Annotated in this window: 19 protein-coding genes; 12 read left to right on the plus strand and 7 right to left on the minus strand. The window is 59.9% G+C overall.

The features are described 5' to 3' along the window. Positions 1–327: 327 nt before the first annotated feature. Positions 328–813, minus strand: a complete 486-nt coding sequence (locus AC4LFW_RS01330; protein WP_491817124.1) for a pilin — start codon at positions 811–813, stop codon at positions 328–330. Positions 814–1039: 226 nt separating this feature from the next. On the opposite strand from AC4LFW_RS01330, the gene pilB reads away from it, so the two are divergent. The 5 genes from pilB to yacG all read left to right on the plus strand — a co-directional run bounded on the left by pilB (position 1040) and on the right by yacG (position 5865). After that, complete coding sequence (gene pilB / locus AC4LFW_RS01335) at positions 1040–2743, plus strand: type IV-A pilus assembly ATPase PilB (RefSeq protein ID WP_491817126.1); 1704 nt, start codon at positions 1040–1042, stop codon at positions 2741–2743. Between the two features lies 1 nt (position 2744). After that, entirely contained in the window at positions 2745–3962 is a 1218-nt protein-coding gene (locus AC4LFW_RS01340) for a type II secretion system F family protein (RefSeq protein WP_491817128.1), read from the plus strand. 2 nt (positions 3963–3964) lie between these two features. Next, positions 3965–4831 carry a prepilin peptidase gene (locus AC4LFW_RS01345; RefSeq protein WP_491817130.1) on the plus strand — a complete coding sequence of 289 codons (867 nt, stop codon included), beginning with the start codon at positions 3965–3967 and terminating at the stop codon, positions 4829–4831. 231 nt (positions 4832–5062) lie between these two features. Continuing rightward, entirely contained in the window at positions 5063–5671 is a 609-nt protein-coding gene (gene coaE, locus AC4LFW_RS01350) for a dephospho-CoA kinase (RefSeq protein WP_491817132.1), read from the plus strand. Further along, positions 5668–5865, plus strand: a complete 198-nt coding sequence (gene yacG, locus AC4LFW_RS01355; RefSeq protein ID WP_491817134.1) for a DNA gyrase inhibitor YacG — start codon at positions 5668–5670, stop codon at positions 5863–5865. The genes coaE and yacG overlap by 4 nt, the downstream gene beginning before the upstream one ends. Before the next feature lie 8 nt (positions 5866–5873). Here yacG and AC4LFW_RS01360 read toward each other — a convergent pair whose 3' ends face one another. Together AC4LFW_RS01360 and AC4LFW_RS01365 are read right to left on the minus strand one after the other, a co-directional pair. Then, positions 5874–6566: an energy-coupling factor ABC transporter permease gene (locus tag AC4LFW_RS01360; protein ID WP_491817136.1), complete on the minus strand. Its 693-nt coding sequence runs from the start codon at positions 6564–6566 to the stop codon at positions 5874–5876. A gap of 34 nt (positions 6567–6600) precedes the next feature. Further along, a complete protein-coding gene (locus AC4LFW_RS01365) occupies positions 6601–7638 on the minus strand; it encodes an NADP(H)-dependent aldo-keto reductase (protein ID WP_491817137.1) in 1038 nt (345 codons plus the stop codon). 402 nt (positions 7639–8040) lie between these two features. On the opposite strand from AC4LFW_RS01365, the gene rplM reads away from it, so the two are divergent. The 7 genes from rplM (at position 8041) to AC4LFW_RS01400 (ending at position 12875) form a co-directional block, all read left to right on the plus strand. Then, the gene (rplM, locus tag AC4LFW_RS01370; RefSeq protein ID WP_491817139.1) at positions 8041–8469 is read left to right on the plus strand and encodes a 50S ribosomal protein L13; all 429 of its coding nucleotides are present in this window, start codon (positions 8041–8043) and stop codon (positions 8467–8469) included. 14 nt (positions 8470–8483) lie between these two features. Further along, entirely contained in the window at positions 8484–8876 is a 393-nt protein-coding gene (rpsI, locus tag AC4LFW_RS01375) for a 30S ribosomal protein S9 (protein ID WP_021209313.1), read from the plus strand. Between the two features lie 250 nt (positions 8877–9126). After that, complete coding sequence (petA, locus tag AC4LFW_RS01380) at positions 9127–9720, plus strand: ubiquinol-cytochrome c reductase iron-sulfur subunit (RefSeq protein WP_491817142.1); 594 nt, start codon at positions 9127–9129, stop codon at positions 9718–9720. After that, positions 9720–10931 carry a cytochrome b gene (locus AC4LFW_RS01385; protein WP_491820087.1) on the plus strand — a complete coding sequence of 404 codons (1212 nt, stop codon included), beginning with the start codon at positions 9720–9722 and terminating at the stop codon, positions 10929–10931. Before petA ends, AC4LFW_RS01385 begins: the two co-directional genes overlap by 1 nt. After that, a complete protein-coding gene (locus AC4LFW_RS01390; protein ID WP_491817144.1) occupies positions 10931–11740 on the plus strand; it encodes a cytochrome c1 in 810 nt (269 codons plus the stop codon). The genes AC4LFW_RS01385 and AC4LFW_RS01390 overlap by 1 nt, the downstream gene beginning before the upstream one ends. Positions 11741–11828: 88 nt before the next feature. Further along, positions 11829–12446 carry a glutathione S-transferase N-terminal domain-containing protein gene (locus tag AC4LFW_RS01395; protein WP_491817145.1) on the plus strand — a complete coding sequence of 206 codons (618 nt, stop codon included), beginning with the start codon at positions 11829–11831 and terminating at the stop codon, positions 12444–12446. A gap of 12 nt (positions 12447–12458) precedes the next feature. Continuing rightward, a complete protein-coding gene (locus AC4LFW_RS01400) occupies positions 12459–12875 on the plus strand; it encodes a ClpXP protease specificity-enhancing factor (protein ID WP_491817147.1) in 417 nt (138 codons plus the stop codon). 87 nt (positions 12876–12962) lie between these two features. Here AC4LFW_RS01400 and AC4LFW_RS01405 read toward each other — a convergent pair whose 3' ends face one another. From AC4LFW_RS01405 to AC4LFW_RS01420, 4 genes are all read right to left on the minus strand, one after another. Then, the gene (locus AC4LFW_RS01405) at positions 12963–13541 is read right to left on the minus strand and encodes a BON domain-containing protein (protein WP_491817149.1); all 579 of its coding nucleotides are present in this window, start codon (positions 13539–13541) and stop codon (positions 12963–12965) included. Beyond that, positions 13538–14131: a phosphoheptose isomerase gene (locus AC4LFW_RS01410; protein ID WP_491817151.1), complete on the minus strand. Its 594-nt coding sequence runs from the start codon at positions 14129–14131 to the stop codon at positions 13538–13540. The genes AC4LFW_RS01405 and AC4LFW_RS01410 overlap by 4 nt, the downstream gene beginning before the upstream one ends. 90 nt (positions 14132–14221) lie before the next feature. Continuing rightward, complete coding sequence (locus AC4LFW_RS01415) at positions 14222–14590, minus strand: YraN family protein (RefSeq protein ID WP_491817153.1); 369 nt, start codon at positions 14588–14590, stop codon at positions 14222–14224. After that, positions 14587–16344 carry a penicillin-binding protein activator gene (locus tag AC4LFW_RS01420; protein ID WP_491817154.1) on the minus strand — a complete coding sequence of 586 codons (1758 nt, stop codon included), beginning with the start codon at positions 16342–16344 and terminating at the stop codon, positions 14587–14589. Before AC4LFW_RS01420 ends, AC4LFW_RS01415 begins: the two co-directional genes overlap by 4 nt. Positions 16345–16456 lie beyond the last annotated feature (112 nt).

Raw genomic sequence — 16456 nt, forward strand, 5'->3', positions numbered from 1 at the left:
TGCCGCGGCAACCGACGGAAGCGCCGTACGAACCACAACCAACGCCCAGCCACCGTAGGTTGGAATAGCCGAAGGCGTATTCCCACGTTCGGGAGGGGCGGGACGATTGGGGTGTTTGGCCGAGAGGACGGGGCCTACACCGCGGTAACCGACGACGGAAGCGCCTCCGGCGATTCCATCATACGAAAAGCGATCCGCCGTACCGCAGTGGCCACAAACAGCAAAACGCCCCGCACGAAGGCGAGGCGTTTGATTTGCATGGCGGGTCGGATAAGTGACGGATTACGCTTCGCTAATCCATCTTACGAATTGATCCGCCTAACCGTGTTAACGGCAATTGCTAGGGGCCAAGTTCGCCTCCAGAGTTCCTGCCACAGCAGGGGCAGCTGCTCCCTTTGCTCCGCAAGCCCAAGAGATATTAGACGCTGGCGGGGTATACGCAGCGGCGGATGTCGGAAGAGCGACTGGTGTAGTGTTAGGGCCAGTAAATGGTCTGAGAATCAAGGTGGCATCGTCTTGGACTGGCTTGTCAAACGTAATGGTGATCTGCCCGTTAGTATTGTCAATTGACACGGATTTCACATTTGCCGTAGCGCTCGGGCTGGTCCAACCTGCGTTATACGGTTTTGCATTTGCGGCATTCTCAACTACCGCGGTTTTAGCGCTGGAAGCTAACGCCAGGCCTTCGGATACTTTTGCCCGTTTCGTGTAATCCTGATAAGCCGGCAACGCCACCGCAGCCAAAATACCAATGATCGCCACAACGATCATCAATTCAATCAGGGTAAAACCTTTTTGCATCTGAGCTTTCATGTGTTTCTCCTTGAAATGTTCAGGCGGTTGAGCCTGTTCTCCCTACTGCAGCCGCCGTGCCAACTTCTCGACCCCGCGCGGGATGCAGCCTGCAGCCCCTTTGTGAACCATGCACGCTGCCTTGTTTCGCGCCCTTGTGACAAATATCGTCACCCGGTCTGACGCCGTTTGGCTCTCTCGCTTATCTGCGCTATAAGGCGGGGATTAATACGGGAGAATCACGCCCATGACGGACAACATGGTCCTTTCCGGCCTTGCCAGGCAGATGGTGCTGACCGGCCTGCTGGATGAGCGCATGGCGCAGCAGGCGCAGCAGCAGGCGGCGAGCAACAAGCTGTCGCTGGTGACCTATGTGGTACAGAACAAGCTCGCCAATGGCCGGGCGGTTGCGGAGCTTGCGGCCGACCAGTTTGGCGTGGCCTATATGGACCTCAGCGCGCTGGACAGGGAGAGCCAGCCCAGGGACCTGGTGTCCGAAAAGCTCGCCCGGCAGCATCGGGTGCTGCCGCTGATCAGGCGCGGCCACAAGCTGTTCGTGGCGGTGTCGGACCCGACCAACCACCAGGCCGTCACGGACATCCAGTTCAGCACCGGGCTGACGACCGAGGCGATTCTCGTCGAGGACGACAAGCTTGGGGTGGCCATCGAACAGTTTTACGAGAGCGCTACGACCGGCCTGGAAGAGCTGGGTGACGTGGATCTGGACGGCGTCGATGTCCAGACGGTGTCGGATGATGGCGCGAGCGAGGAGGCCACAGAGGCTGCCGATGACGCCCCTGTGGTGCGTTTCGTCAACAAGATGCTGCTCGATGCCATTCGCGGTGGCTCGTCCGACCTGCATTTCGAGCCTTATGAAAAAGCCTACCGTGTGCGCCTGCGTACCGATGGCATTCTCCATGAGGTCGCCCGCCCGCCGATCCAGCTGGCGCCGCGTATCTCGGCGCGGCTCAAGGTCATGGCCGGGCTGGATATTTCCGAGCGGCGCAAGCCGCAGGATGGCCGGATCAAGATGAAGCTGTCCAAGACCAAGGCCATCGACTTTCGCGTGAACACGCTGCCGACCCTGTGGGGCGAAAAGATCGTGATGCGGATTCTCGACCCCTCCAGCGCGCAGATGGGCATCGATGCGCTGGGCTACGAAGAGGATCAGAAAGAGCTGTACATGAATGCCCTCAAGCAACCGCAGGGCATGATCTTGGTGACCGGCCCCACCGGCTCGGGAAAGACAGTGTCGTTGTACACCGGCCTTAACATCCTCAATACCGTCGATGTGAACATCTCTACGGCCGAAGACCCGGTGGAGATCAACCTTGAGGGGATCAACCAGGTCAATGTCAATCCGCGCCAGGGCATGGACTTCTCCCAGGCGTTGCGGGCGTTTCTGCGGCAGGACCCGGACGTGATCATGGTAGGCGAGATCCGCGACCTGGAGACCGCCGAGATCGCCATCAAGGCGGCGCAGACGGGGCATATGGTGATGTCTACCCTTCACACCAACAGCGCGGCGGAAACCCTGACCCGTTTGCGCAACATGGGCGTGGCGGCTTTCAACATCGCTACTTCGGTCAACCTGATCATCGCCCAGCGCCTGGCGCGCAAGCTGTGCAGCAGCTGCAAGAAGGAAGTGGATCTGCCGCGTGAAGCCCTGCTGGAAGAAGGCTTCCCTGCCGACAGGATCGGCACCTTCAAGATCTACGGGCCGGTCGGCTGTGACAACTGCAAGGGTGGATACAAGGGCCGTGTCGGTATTTATGAAGTGGTTAAAAACACGCCCGCACTGGCCAGGATTATCATGGAGGACGGCAACTCCATCGACATTTCCACCCAGATGCGTAAAGACGGCTTCAACGATCTGCGTACATCGGCGTTGGTAAAAGCCATGCAGGGCGTGACCAGCCTGGAAGAAGTCAACCGGGTGACCAAGGATTAACATGGCGCAGAAAGCGATCAAAACCAGTGTGTTCACCTGGGAAGGCATCAACCGGCAGGGCGCGAAGATCAAGGGCGAGCTCAGCGGTGTGAGCCCGGCGATGGTCAAGGCGCAACTGCGCAAGCAGGGCGTCAACCCGCAAAAGGTGCGCAAGAAGTCGATGTCGCTGTTCAGCGCCGGCAAGAAGATCAAGCCGATGGACATCGCGCTGTTTACCCGGCAAATGGCAACGATGATGAAGGCCGGCGTTCCGCTGTTGCAATCCTTCGACATCATTGGCGAGGGTTTCGATAACCCGACCATGCGCAAGCTGGTGGACGACCTCAAGCAGGAGGTGGCGGCGGGTAACAGCTTTGCCGCGGCCCTGCGCAAGAAGCCGCAGTATTTCGATGATCTGTACTGCAACCTGGTGGACTCGGGCGAACAGTCCGGCTCGCTGGAAACCCTGCTGGACCGGGTCGCCACCTACAAGGAAAAGACCGAGCAGCTGAAGGCCAAGATCAAGAAGGCCATGAACTACCCCATTGCGGTGGTGCTGGTGGCGATCATCGTGTCGGCCATCCTGCTGATCAAGGTGGTGCCACAGTTCCAGGATGTGTTTGCCAACTTTGGCGCCGAGCTGCCGGCCTTTACCTTGATGGTCATCGGTTTATCGGAAGCATTGCAGGCCTGGTGGCATGTCGTGCTGCTTGGCTTGTTCGGCGCTGCTTATGCCTTCAAGGCCGCCCATGGCAAATCCGAGCGTTTTCGTAACTGGTTCGACCGCCTCTTACTGAAGATGCCGGTGGTGGGCGACATCCTCTACAAGTCGGCGGTGGCACGCTTTGCACGGACATTGGCAACCACGTTCGCGGCCGGCGTGCCCCTGGTCGATGCCCTGGATTCGGTGGCCGGCGCTACGGGCAACGTGGTGTTCCGCAATGCCACGATGAAGGTCAAGGGTGACGTTTCCAGCGGCATGCAGCTGAACTTCTCCATGCGCACCACGGGGACCTTTCCCAGCATGGCTATCCAGATGACTGCCATCGGCGAGGAGTCCGGCTCGCTGGACGAAATGCTGGCCAAGGTGGCCACCTTCTACGAGGAAGAGGTCGATAACATGGTCGATGGCCTGACCGCCCTCATGGAGCCGATGATCATGGCGGTGCTGGGCGTGCTGGTGGGCGGCCTGATCATCGCCATGTACCTGCCGATCTTCCAGCTGGGTGCAGTGGTCTGACCATGGATGTCGTCAACTTATTGGCCAGCAACCTGCTGGCCTTTGTTTTGTGCGCGCTGGTGCTGGGTTTGCTGGTGGGCAGCTTTCTAAACGTGGTGATTCATCGTCTGCCGATCATGATGCAGCGCGACTGGCGCGCGCAGGCGCGTGAGTTTCTCGAGCTGCCGGCCGAGCCTGCAATGACCTTCAACCTGGTCTTGCCGCATTCCCATTGTCCGCACTGCGATCACAGGATTCGCTCCTGGGAAAACATTCCGCTGATGAGCTGGCTGGCACTGCGTGGCAAGTGTTCGTCCTGCCGTGCGCCCATCAGCCGGCGGTATCCGTTGGTAGAACTGGCCTGCGGGTTGCTGTCCGGCTACGTGGCATGGCACTTCGGCTTCTCCTGGCAGGCCGGGGCAATGCTGCTGCTGACCTGGGGCCTGCTGGCGATGAGCATGATCGACGTCGATCACCAGCTGCTGCCCGATTCCATCGTGCTGCCGCTACTCTGGCTGGGGTTGATCCTCAACAGCGTCGGCCTGTTTGCATCTCTGGCGGATGCCATGTGGGGCGCCGTGGCAGGGTATCTGAGCCTGTGGTCGGTGTACTGGCTGTTCAAGCTCGTGACAGGCAAGGAGGGCATGGGCTATGGCGATTTCAAGCTGCTTGCCATGCTTGGCGCCTGGGGCGGCTGGCAGATAATGCCGCTGACCATCCTGTTGTCATCCGTGGTGGGCGCGGTGCTTGGGTCTATCACGCTGCGCATGCAGAAGGCTGAGACCGATACGCCGATTCCGTTCGGGCCCTATCTGGCGATAGCCGGCTGGATCGCGCTGTTATGGGGTGATCAGATCACCGCCAGTTACCTTCAGTTCGTCAGGTTCTGACGCCGGGGCAGAGCTCATCGCACAGCTGGCGCGGTGGGTTCCTGCAAAGCTCTGTTCTCTGTCAGTACAGGTAGCGTCTGCCCTCACACTGAATTCCAGCTTCCAGCTTCCAGCTTCCAGCTTCCAGCTTCCAGCTTCCAGCTTCCAGCTTCCAGCTTTTGTCTTCTCCTTCTTGCATCCACGAGCCACAGACGTTACTACTGCGCGTCGTTCTGGTTTGGGCAGTTGACGATGAAGCCTTGGGTTCTCGGGTTGACCGGCGGTATCGGCAGTGGCAAGTCCGCTGTAGCCGAACATTTCGGCGCGCTTGGCGTGCATTGGGTGGATGCCGACCACGCCGCCCGTTGGGTGGTGGAGCCGGGCAGGCCGGCGCTGGCGCTGATCGAGCAGCGTTTCGGTGAAGGGGTCATCGCCGCCGATGGCACCTTGAATCGTCCGGCCCTGCGCGAACTGGTCTTCAAAGATCCGCAGCAGCGCAAGTGGCTCGAAGGCTTGCTGCACCCCTTGATCGCTCAGGAAGTGGCCGAGCACCTGGCCCGGGCCGGGTCGCCCTACGCGATCATGATGTCGCCCCTGCTGGTGGAGTCCGGGCAGTACCGGCAGGCCAGTCGTGTGCTGGTGGTGGATGTGCCCGAGCCGCTTCAATTGCAGCGCGCGATGCAGCGTGACCAGGCCAGCGAAGAACAGATCCGCGCGATTCTCAAGGCCCAGGCCAGCAGGGAAGACCGGCTCCGCCATGCCGATGATGTGCTGGTCAATGACCGTGACCTGGGGTGGCTGAAGACCGAGGTCGAGCGGCTGCACCAATTTTATCTGACGCTACGAGGAGGTCAGGCGTGAATGCAACAGTAGTTGAGTGTCCAACCTGCGGTGCGCCGGTGGAGTGGGGCGTGCAGAGCCCCAGCCGGCCGTTCTGTTCCGAGCGGTGCAAGCTGATCGACTTAGGTGCCTGGGCATCGGAAGAGCATGCGATCCCGGGTAATGAGCTTGAGGATGATCTTTTCTCGGAGGACATGCCGCCTCGGCAGCATTGACGGGCAGCTCAGGCTTTCTTGTTGCCGTCGTCCTTCCAGGGCGCCTGGAGATAGCGGCTGCGGTTGAAGGTCTCCATCCAGTCCGGGTAGAAGACCACCAGCGCACTGACCACGGTGCCGTTGATGAAGGCTTCCGGGAACATGACCAGCCAGATGTAGCCGGCAAAGTCATCCAGCCAGGGCGGCATCAAGTAGCGTCCATCGAGCAGTAGCACGCCAAGCCCGGCCAGGATGCAGAACAGGGCCGCGAGTCCTGCGGCAAAGAAGCCCGAAAAAAAGATATAGACGAACAGGTTCTTGGGCTGAGTGCGCTCGACCAGCAGCGCGCAGCCTTCCGTGACCGCCACGGGAATGAGCACCAGCAGCGCGCCATTGACGCCGAGTGCGTTCAGTTGCTGGTGTCCGGTCAGGGTCAGGCCAAGCTGGGCAAGGAAGGCCGCCAGGATTGCCAGCGGCCAATCCAGTAGCAGCGTGACGGCAGTCAGTCCAATGAAGTGAAAGGAAAGGCCGGAATCGAAATCCCGGCGAACCAGCCAGAGCAGGAATATCGCCAGCACGGCGCCGAACAACAGGTGCTGTCGCCGCGTGTCGCTGAACAGCTCGACCCAGGGCGCACGCAGGCAGGCCCAGGCAAGCCCGGCGGCATACAACAGCCAGCCCAGTACAAGGCTGGAAGGCGCCAGCAGCTCTGCGGTTATCATCCTTATCCCTCCTGCTACAGCCAGTATCGATCAGTCACGGTGCCGGATTGGGCTGCGCGATATGAATCGCCTCGATGGCTTCAAGGACCTCGGTGGACAGCTGGAGCTCGGCGCTAGCAAGGTTACTTTCCAACTGCTCGATGGATGTTGCACCAATGATATTGCTGGTGACGAAGGGTTGTTGGGTCACATAGGCCAAGGCCATCTGTGCGGGGTCGAGGCCGTGTTCGCGAGCCAGGCTGACGTACCGGGAGCAGGCGGTACGTGCTTGCGGGTTGTTATAGCGGGCGAAGCGGCTGAACAGGGTGAGGCGGGCGCCGGCAGGGCTGGCGCCGTCTTCATATTTGCCGCTGAGCATGCCGAACGCCAGGGGCGAATAGGCCAGCAGTCCGCACTGTTCACGAATCGCAATCTCCGCGAGGCCGACCTCGAAGCTGCGGTTGAGCAGGTTGTACGGGTTCTGGATGGATACCGCTCGCGGCCAGCCCCTGGCTTCGGCCAGCTCCAGGAACTTCATCGTGCCCCAGGGGGTTTCGTTGGACAGGCCGATGTGACGGATCTTGCCTGCCTTGACCTGTTCGTCCAGTGCTTCGAGGGTATCCTCCAGAGGCGTGAAGTCCTGCTCCTGGTGACGGTAGCCGAGCTGCCCGAAGAAGTTGGTGCTGCGCTCGGGCCAGTGCAGCTGATACAGGTCGATCCAGTCCGTCTGCAGTCGTTCCAGGCTCGCGTCGAGCGCGGCGACGATGTGCTGCCGGTTCATCTTCAGCTGGCCGTCGCGAATGTGAGTAATGCCATTGCCAGGCCCGGCGATCTTGCTTGCCAGAATCCAGTCGGCGCGGTTCCCGCGGGCCTTGAAGTAGTTACCGATGTAGCGCTCGGTGGTGGCGTAGGTCTCGGGTCTGGGCGGTACCGGATACATTTCCGCGGTGTCGATGAAATTGATGCCGGCTGCCTTGGCGCAATCCAGCTGCGCAAAGGCTTCGCCTTCGGTGTTTTGCTCTCCCCAGGTCATGGTGCCCAGGCATAGCTTGGTGACATTGAGTTCGGTGCGGCCTAGCGGGCGCTTGTCCATTCGATTTCCTTAGTCGGGTGAGTGCTCTGGAAAGTGGGATGGTAACGCAGGGGGATAAGTTTCCTGCCTCTGGTTGGCGGGCTGTCGCACCCTTGCGGCCGATCATGGTGTGATGACTACCGGTCGTCCCGCCTGGGCACCTGGGTGCGCCAGAAGCGGCGAAGTCGCTTGCTATTCTGCTCGTAATCAGGATAATTCCGCAGCCTGTCGCCGGGGATGCCTAGCCCGCTGACGCAAAACCAAGGTAGGGGATGCCTAGCCTACCGAACCACTGCCGTAGCGGACGCGCTGACCCGAGCCCCCGATAGCGTCTGTTTCCGGCTGTCCTGGCCTTGCCAGGGCGAGCACCATTCAGTAAGATTCGCCGTCTTATTTTCAGGGCGGCCCCTGAGGCTATAACGAATGAAGACTTTTACTGCTAAACCGGAAACCGTCAAGCGCGACTGGTTTGTCGTCGACGCTGCCGGCCAGACCCTGGGTCGTCTGGCAACCGAAATCGCTAGCCGCCTGCGTGGCAAGCACAAGGCGGAATACACCCCTCACGTCGATACCGGTGATTACATCGTCGTTATCAATGCCGAGCAAGTGCGTGTTACCGGTGCCAAGACCACCGACAAGATGTACTACTCCCACTCCGGTTTCCCGGGTGGCATCAAGTCGATCAACTTCGAAAAGCTGATCGCCAAGGCGCCAGAGCGTGTGATCGAGACCGCGGTCAAGGGCATGCTGCCCAAGAATCCGCTGGGTCGCGACATGTACCGTAAGCTGAAGGTGTACAGGGGTGCCAGCCATCCACACACCGCTCAGCAGCCCCAAGAACTGAAGATTTAACGGAATAGTTCATTATGTCGGCGACTCAAAACTACGGCACTGGCCGTCGCAAGACTGCAACCGCGCGCGTCTTCCTGCGCCCGGGTACTGGCAAGATCTCCATCAACAACCGTGAGCTGGACAACTTCTTCGGTCGTGAGACTGCTCGCATGGTTGTTCGTCAGCCGCTCGAGCTGACTGAGACTGTCGAAAAGTTCGACATCTACGTCACCGTTCTCGGTGGTGGTGTCAGCGGTCAGGCCGGTGCGATCCGTCACGGTATCACTCGTGCCCTGATGGAGTATGACGAGACCCTGCGCCCTGCTCTGCGCAAGGCTGGCTTCGTGACGCGTGATGCGCGTGAAGTCGAGCGTAAGAAAGTCGGTCTGCGTAAAGCGCGTAAGCGTCCGCAGTACTCGAAGCGCTAATTCAGGCTTCCCAAAAAACGCCCAGCTTCTCACGGAGCTGGGCGTTTTTTTTGTGGTTCATTTTCTGTGCTGCGACAGCTTGTCACGCGGCAGGCCCCGATTTTCGCGGCCTGCCGCCCGGTTGTATCCGGTTATTACCTTGTCATGGGAGGGGGTTTTCTTTACCATTTGGCGAATTTTTCGCGGCCTGATTTTACGTAGTAGACGCCTGCTTTCGGTGGGCCATAAGAAACTGATGGGAGACGACTGAATGAGCAATGACGGCGTGAATGCTGGCCGGCGTCGCTTCCTTGTAGCCGCTACTTCGGTAGTAGGTGCTGCAGGAGCGGTGGGTGCCGCGGTCCCGTTCGTGGGATCGTGGTTCCCAAGTGCCAAGGCCAAGGCGGCCGGTGCACCGGTAAAGGTGAATATCAGCAAGATCGAGCCGGGCCAGCAAATGGTTGCCGAGTGGCGTGGTCAGCCGGTGTTTATTCTTCGTCGTACCGAAGAGGCGCTGGCGAATCTGGACAAGCTCACCGGTACGGTCGCAGACCCGAAATCCGAAGCCTCCGTGCAGCCTGCCTACGTGGACCCTCAGGTTCGCTCGATCAAGCCGGAAGTATTGATCGTGGTCGGGCTGTGTACCCATCTTGGTTGCTCCCCGTCGTTCCGTCCGGAAGTGGCGGCGCCTGATCTGGGTGCCGATTGGCTGGGCGGCTATTTCTGCCCCTGCCATGGCTCGAAATATGACTTGGCTGGCCGTGTTTACAAGGGGCAGCCCGCTCCGTTGAACTTGCCAGTTCCCCCGCATACATACGAGACGGATTCCATCGTCATCGTCGGCGTGGATCAGGAGAGCGCATGATGAGTAAGTTCATGGAATGGGTCGATGCGCGCTTCCCCGCGACCAAGATGTGGGAAGACCATCTGAGCAAGTACTACGCACCGAAGAACTTCAACGTTCTGTATTTCTTCGGCTCGCTTGCCCTGTTGGTTCTGGTCAACCAGATCCTGACCGGAGTGTGGCTGACGATGAGCTTCGAACCTTCGGCCGAAGGTGCGTTCGCGTCCGTCGAATACATCATGCGTGACGTCGAGTACGGCTGGATCATCCGCTACCTGCACTCCACCGGTGCTTCGGCATTCTTTGTCGTCGTCTATCTGCACATGTTCCGTGGCATCCTCTATGGTTCCTACCAGAAGCCTCGCGAGCTGGTCTGGATCTTCGGGATGATGATCTATCTGGCGCTGATGGCCGAAGCCTTCATGGGCTACCTGCTGCCTTGGGGCCAGATGTCCTACTGGGGCGCACAGGTGATCATTTCGCTGTTCGGGGCCATCCCGGTCATCGGTGATGATCTGACCCAGTGGATCCGTGGTGACTACCTGATCTCAGGTATCACCCTCAACCGCTTCTTCGCGCTCCATGTGATTGCGCTGCCCATCGTGATCCTGGGGCTGGTCGTGCTGCACATTCTGGCGCTGCACGAAGTCGGCTCGAACAACCCGATGGGTGTGGATATCAAGAAGAGCAAGAACGAGGCAGGCGTACCACTGGATGGCATCCCGTTCCATCCCTACTACACGGTGAAAGATATCGTGGGTGTGGTGGTGTTCCTGTTCGTGTTCTGCGCCATCGTGTTCTTCTTCCCGGAAATGGGCGGCTACTTCCTGGAAAAACCCAACTTCGAAGTAGCGAACGCGTTCAAGACGCCTGAGCACATCGCACCGGTTTGGTATTTCACGCCGTTCTACGCCATCCTGCGCGCGGTTCCGGACAAGCTGCTGGGCGTTATCGCCATGGGCGCAGCGATCGCAGTGCTCTTCGTGCTGCCCTGGCTGGATCGTAGTCCGGTCAAGGCGATGCGCTACAAGGGCTGGTTGAGCAAGATTGCGCTGCTATTGTTCTGTGTTTCCTTTGTCATCCTCGGCGTGCTGGGTGTGCTGTCTCCGACGCCGGAGCGCACGCTGGTATCTCGGATCTGTACAGCCGTCTACTTTGGCTACTTCATCCTGATGCCGTTCTACACCAAGCTTGAGAAGACTAAAGTAGTTCCGCAAAGGGTGGATGGCTGATGAAAAAGCAATTTGCTGCGTTGATCCTTGCGCTGGTCCCAGCATTCGGCTTTGCCGCTGGTACTGGTGTCCATCTGGATCAAGTCGATATTGACCTGACCGACAAGGCCGCGATGCAGGACGGCCTGCGTACCTTCAGTAACTATTGCATGGGTTGCCACAGCGCCCAGTACCAACGTTACGAGCGTGTCGCGACCGACCTGGGTATCCCGGAAGAGGTCATGCTGGACAACGTCGTTTTCAGTGGTGCCAAGATCGGCGATCACATGAAGATCGGCATGGACCCGCAGGAGGCTAAAACCTGGTTTGGTGCTGCGCCGCCTGACCTGACCCTGGTCGCGCGCGTGCGTGGTAACGACTGGCTCTATACCTATCTGCGCAGCTTCTACGAAGACCCGAGCCGTCCGTATGGCGTCAACAACACTGTCTTCCCCAATGTGGGTATGCCGCATGTCCTGGCACCCCTTCAGGGGCGCCAGGTGCTGCCGAGCAAGCTGCCTGAGGGCGAGTCGGTTGCATGCAAGCAGGTTCAGGTGGTCGAGGATGGTCGCAAGCAGTTCGATCCGCTGACAGGCACGCCGATAACTCACGAAGACTGCCATGCAATGACGGTCGTTCCGGGAACAGGCGAGCTGACCGAGGCTGAGTATGACGAGAAGATCAAGAACCTTGTGACCTTCCTCGCCTATTCGGCCAACCCGGTCAAGCTTGAAAGTCAGCGCATCGGCACCTACGTGCTGCTGTTCCTGGCGGTCTTCTTTGTATTTGCCTATCTGCTCAAGCGCGAATACTGGAAAGACGTTCACTGACGTCAGGCTGTAATGCGTTACTCTGCGCGCGCCCTGTTGGGCGCGCGTTTTTTTCTGCGACTCAATAATTCCAATGAGGAGGGACCCTATGGCCGTGACCAACTGGTTGGCCTGCTATTCCGATCCCGCCGACCATTATTCGCACCGGGTGCGTTATGTGCTCGCCGAAAAGGGTGTCAGCGTCGAAATAATCGATGTGGACCCGGCGAATTGTCCGGTCAAGCTGACCGAGGTGAATCCGTACGCCAGTGTACCTACGCTGGTTGATCGTGATCTGGCGCTCTATGAGCCCGGGGTCATCAGCGAATATCTCGAGGAGCGTTATCCTCATCCACCGCTGTTGCCGGCTTATCCGGTGGCTCGGGCGAATACACGGCTTCTGGTTCATCGAATCCAGCGTGACTGGTGCTCGCTGGTCGATCGGATCACGGATCGGCGCACGTCAGAGGCCGATCGTGCGCTGGCGCGAAAAGAGCTGCGCGAGAGCCTGACGGGTGTGTCTCCGGTGTTTGGTGAGAAGCCTTTCTTCATGAGCGACGAGATCACTCTGGTGGATTGTTGCCTGTTGCCTATCCTGTGGCGTTTGCCCAGACTTGGGATCGAGTTGCCAAGAGCGGCCAAGCCGCTGCTCGACTACATGGACACCAATTTCGCTCGCGAGGCCTTTCAGGTCAGTCTATCCGCCGTTGAGCGCGGCATGCGCTAAGAGAGGCTGTATATGACTTCTAGTCGTCCCTATCTGGTCCGTGCACTCTATGAGTGGATCGTGGACAACGAACACACGCCGCACCTGCTGGTCAACGCCGAGCACCCGGGTGTTCAGGTGCCTGCAGGTTTTGCCAATGACGGCCAGATCGTATTGAACGTCGCGCCGGGTGCAGTTCGTAACCTGCAGATGAGCAATGATGCCGTCAGCTTCGAAGGGCGCTTTGGTGGCGTACCGCATAGTCTCCATCTGCCGTCGGCGGCCATCATGGCAATCTATGCCCGCGAGAACGGGCAGGGAATGGTGTTCGAGATCGAGCCAACACCTCCCGATGACGATGCGCCGGATGATGGCTCCGCTGATGATTCGGCAAAAGCAGGGGCGCGCCCGGCTTCGGCGGGGCGTCCCAGTCTGAAGGTTGTCAAATAAGCTTAGGCTGCGAGAAGCTGCAGCTGGACGATATGTGGCGTGGCGGCTGTTAACGCCGGCCGCCACGTCATATCAGCCCTGTGGATGTCAGTCGATGTATTCGAAGAGTTTGACGATACGCTGCACGCCTGACACGCCTTGCACGATGCCTGCTGCCTGGTTGCCTTCCTGCCGCGTCACTAGACCGAGCAGATAGACGATACCGTTTTCCGTGATGACCTTGATGCGGGAGCCCGGCACGCTGTTGTCCGCCAGCATTTGTGCCTTGATCTTGGTGGTCAGCCAGGAGTCGTTGCTTCGTGCCAGCGCTGACGATGGCTGGATCACCTGCAGCTCGTTATGTACCCGCTTCACGCGTTGGACAGCACTGGCCGCCTGCTCGGCCATTTGCTTGAGCTCATTACGTGGTGTCTGGCCCGCTAGCAGCACCACTCCGTTGTAGCTTGCCACAATGATGTGGGATGCATTGTCCAGGTCCGGGTGAGCCTTGGCGATGTTCACCGCGGCCTTGGTTTCGATCAGCGAGTCATCGATCTTGCTGCCGATGGTGCGGGTACCACGATTGTCGTTGATCGGGTCATCGCGCGTGGCGGTCAGTACTGAGCTGCAGCCCGTGGCTGCCAGGCACAACGCAAGCGTAACCGCATGAAATCGCACCGAGGTCATTCTTCACTCCCGAACAGTTGGTTATCAATCAGGTCGCACAGGCAGTGAATCACCAGCAGATGCACTTCCTGAATGCGCGCGGTTACCTTCGCCGGGACGCGTATTTCGACGTCTTCCGGCAGTAGCAGCGAGGCCATGCCGCCGCCGTCTCGTCCAGTCAATGCGACGACCACCATTTCTCGGTCGTGGGCTGCCTGGATCGCCTGGATGACGTTGGCCGAATTCCCACTTGTGGAAATGGCAAGAAGTACATCACCGGGCTGCCCCAGTGCGCGGATCTGCTTGGAGAATACTTCGTTGTAGCTGTAGTCGTTGGCAATCGAGGTAATGGTCGAGCTGTCCGTCGTCAGGGCAATTGCCGGCAGGCTGGGGCGCTCCCGCTCGAAGCGGTTCAGCAGTTCGGATGAAAAATGCTGCGCGTCGCCGGCTGATCCCCCGTTGCCACAGGTCAGGATCTTGCCTTCGCTGAGCAGCGTGTTGACCATGACTTGTCCGGCCTGCTCGATGCAGGGAGCAAGTACTTCCATGGCCTGCTGCTTGGTTTCGATGCTGGCCTGGAACAGCTCGCGGATACGGGATTGCATGTCCATCTATGTTGACCTTTCAAATGACGGGCTGGGCAAAGTGGTGGCCAAGCCGAAAACAGTCGTTAAACGCCCCTGGCAGCGCCGATGCAGCGATTAGCTCTCGAACGCATTGCGTATCCAGTTGGGTGCTTGCCTGCCAGACGCTGCGTCGATGGCGATGACGTCGAAACGGCAGGGGTGTCTCGCCCAGCGACTTTCCTTCTGCAGGAACAGCTGGGCAGTCTTGATAAGCTTCTGCTGCTTGCGCCGGTCGACGCTTTCAAGTGCGCCGCCCCATTCGGCATGGCGCCTGTAGCGAACCTCGACGAATACTACTGTATCGCCATCGAGCATGACCAGATCAAGCTCCCCGCTGCGGCAGGACCAGTTGCGTGCAAGCAGGCGGAGCCCCTCCTTCTCCAGCTGCGCTTGTGCGCGGTCCTCGGCCTGCTGACCACTCTGCTGCTTGCCGGTGCTGCTCAATAGGAAAGGTCCGGTAGTGGCTGAACCTGTCCATCATGAAACTCGGCCCAGGGTAGCTGCCGCTCGATGCGCTGTTGCGGCGTCAGGCTGAGCGTTCCGGAAAGACCTTCGAGGCGGGTATCCGGCAGGGCCAGCAATTGGTTCAGGCGCGGCGCCAGCAGGTACGCGTCCGCTCCCATCGCATATAGGCGGCCAAGGCTGCCACGGGCTTGTGGCCATTTGTTTTCGATCGCCTGGCGCAGTGGCAGTTGCGGATCCAGGAGCCACGGCGTCTCGGCGAAGCGAATGCCCTCGAGGTCCAGGTACTGACTGCGATTGTCAGTGGCGGCATGCAGGTGCGAGGTTGCATAGACCGGCAGGTCCCCTGCGTACTGAAAGATCAGCGTTGGCTTCACTTGCTGTGCCTGCTGAGGGGTCGCCGCTAGAAAGAGGAAGTCGACGTCCTGGCGGCGCGAGGGCTGTTGGCCTTCGCCACTGCGTACCTGAAGCAGGCGCGCTATCTGATTGGCCAGTTCGATCGGCTCGGCGAGCGGTTCGGCGGCCACTACCGTGCCGCCCAGTTCCTGCCATTGCTGGCGAAACGCATCGAAGACACGGTTGCCCCAGTCTCCCCGTGGCGTCAGGGCTATGGCACGACGGTGGCCATCGTCCCAGGCGCGGCGGGCGACTTCGCGTGCTTCGTCCTCCGCGGCAAGGCCAAACTGGAACAGCTGCGCGGGGGTGCTCTGGTTGGCGTCGCTGTAATTGAGCGCGAGGGTGGTGATGGGCAGCTCTTCGCGGTCGGCAAGCTGACGTACCAGGTCTTTATCCAGGGGGCCAATCACCAGTTCGACGCCCGCTGCCGCTGCCTTCCGGTAGAAGTCATCCAGCGAAGACAGGCGTGTACTGTCATGGATTTCGATGTTCAGCTTCTGCTGCGCCTGCAGGTGGGCGGCTAGGAAGCCATCACGCAAAGCGCGCGCGACGTTGGCCAGCGGCCCTTCCATGGGAAGCAACAGCGCAACATGAGAGAGAGGTCGGTCCGCCAGCTCGCGTAGCTTTACCAAAGGGTCGGGCAACTGTCGGGCCGCAGGGTGGTTCGGGTGCTGTTGTGTCCAGGCGTCAATGGCGCGCTGCTGTTGGCCAAGTGTCCCGGCCTGCTTCACGGCTGCGGCGAGTGCAAGCCAGCCGGACAGGTCGGTATCGGTTGTGGGTTGCGGTGGGGTTGGCGAAATGGCAGAAACCAGAGCCCAGATTTTCTCGTGGTTCTCCTCGCCGGCAGTGCCGCTAAGCAGCGGTGCAATAAAGGTGCGCTCGCGAGCTGCCTCGAGCAGCTGGTCGTTCATTTCCAGAGCGTTGGCGCGTGCCAGTTGGGTGCGCAGTTGCTGCTCGATCGGAAGCTCGGCAATCCGCTCGAAGGACGGGTGCTGAAGCAGTTGAAGAGCGCGCTCGGGGTCGCTATCGGCCAGTGCCAGCTCAGCCAGCAGCGTTCTGGCAAACATCTGCTGGGCGGGCATCAGCGAGTCCAGCTTTACCTGCTCGAGTATCTGCCTTGCTTGTGCCGGATTGCCCTGGCGGATGCTCTGGTCGGCTGCCGACAAACGCAGCAGCGCTGCCTTGGCTGGATCGCTGTCCTGGGCTTCCTTCAGCAATTGCTGCGCCGAGGCCTGGGGCGTGCGTGGCAGCTCACCCAGTGTCGAGGAGGGCGAGCTGGCGCAGGCCGCCAGGACGGCGACAACGCAAACAAGTAGAAGGAGGCGAAAGCGAGCCATCATGTAATGGTTTCCCTGTGAAACATTAGCGGTCTCGGCGGATTGTACCCAAGCGATCCTGGTGTCGCGATGTCGTCGACGCCAAACGGGCTACAATGCGCGTTTTCCTTTGTCG

The sequence above is a fragment of the Stutzerimonas sp. C6.4V genome (genome assembly GCF_058536345.1).

What these genes read in the sequence shown, in the direction of transcription:
- AC4LFW_RS01330 (WP_491817124.1), bottom strand. Translation starts at nt 813, where the DNA reads ATGAAAGCTCAGATGCAAAAAGGTTTTACCCTGATTGAATTGATGATC.
- pilB (WP_491817126.1), top strand. Translation starts at nt 1,040, where the DNA reads ATGACGGACAACATGGTCCTTTCCGGCCTTGCCAGGCAGATGGTGCTG.
- AC4LFW_RS01340 (WP_491817128.1), top strand. Translation starts at nt 2,745, where the DNA reads ATGGCGCAGAAAGCGATCAAAACCAGTGTGTTCACCTGGGAAGGCATC.
- AC4LFW_RS01345 (WP_491817130.1), top strand. Translation starts at nt 3,965, where the DNA reads ATGGATGTCGTCAACTTATTGGCCAGCAACCTGCTGGCCTTTGTTTTG.
- coaE (WP_491817132.1), top strand. Translation starts at nt 5,063, where the DNA reads ATGAAGCCTTGGGTTCTCGGGTTGACCGGCGGTATCGGCAGTGGCAAG.
- AC4LFW_RS01360 (WP_491817136.1), bottom strand. Translation starts at nt 6,566, where the DNA reads ATGATAACCGCAGAGCTGCTGGCGCCTTCCAGCCTTGTACTGGGCTGG.
- AC4LFW_RS01365 (WP_491817137.1), bottom strand. Translation starts at nt 7,638, where the DNA reads ATGGACAAGCGCCCGCTAGGCCGCACCGAACTCAATGTCACCAAGCTA.
- rplM (WP_491817139.1), top strand. Translation starts at nt 8,041, where the DNA reads ATGAAGACTTTTACTGCTAAACCGGAAACCGTCAAGCGCGACTGGTTT.
- rpsI (WP_021209313.1), top strand. Translation starts at nt 8,484, where the DNA reads ATGTCGGCGACTCAAAACTACGGCACTGGCCGTCGCAAGACTGCAACC.
- petA (WP_491817142.1), top strand. Translation starts at nt 9,127, where the DNA reads ATGAGCAATGACGGCGTGAATGCTGGCCGGCGTCGCTTCCTTGTAGCC.
- AC4LFW_RS01385 (WP_491820087.1), top strand. Translation starts at nt 9,720, where the DNA reads ATGAGTAAGTTCATGGAATGGGTCGATGCGCGCTTCCCCGCGACCAAG.
- AC4LFW_RS01390 (WP_491817144.1), top strand. Translation starts at nt 10,931, where the DNA reads ATGAAAAAGCAATTTGCTGCGTTGATCCTTGCGCTGGTCCCAGCATTC.
- AC4LFW_RS01395 (WP_491817145.1), top strand. Translation starts at nt 11,829, where the DNA reads ATGGCCGTGACCAACTGGTTGGCCTGCTATTCCGATCCCGCCGACCAT.
- AC4LFW_RS01400 (WP_491817147.1), top strand. Translation starts at nt 12,459, where the DNA reads ATGACTTCTAGTCGTCCCTATCTGGTCCGTGCACTCTATGAGTGGATC.
- AC4LFW_RS01405 (WP_491817149.1), bottom strand. Translation starts at nt 13,541, where the DNA reads ATGACCTCGGTGCGATTTCATGCGGTTACGCTTGCGTTGTGCCTGGCA.
- AC4LFW_RS01410 (WP_491817151.1), bottom strand. Translation starts at nt 14,131, where the DNA reads ATGGACATGCAATCCCGTATCCGCGAGCTGTTCCAGGCCAGCATCGAA.
- AC4LFW_RS01420 (WP_491817154.1), bottom strand. Translation starts at nt 16,344, where the DNA reads ATGATGGCTCGCTTTCGCCTCCTTCTACTTGTTTGCGTTGTCGCCGTC.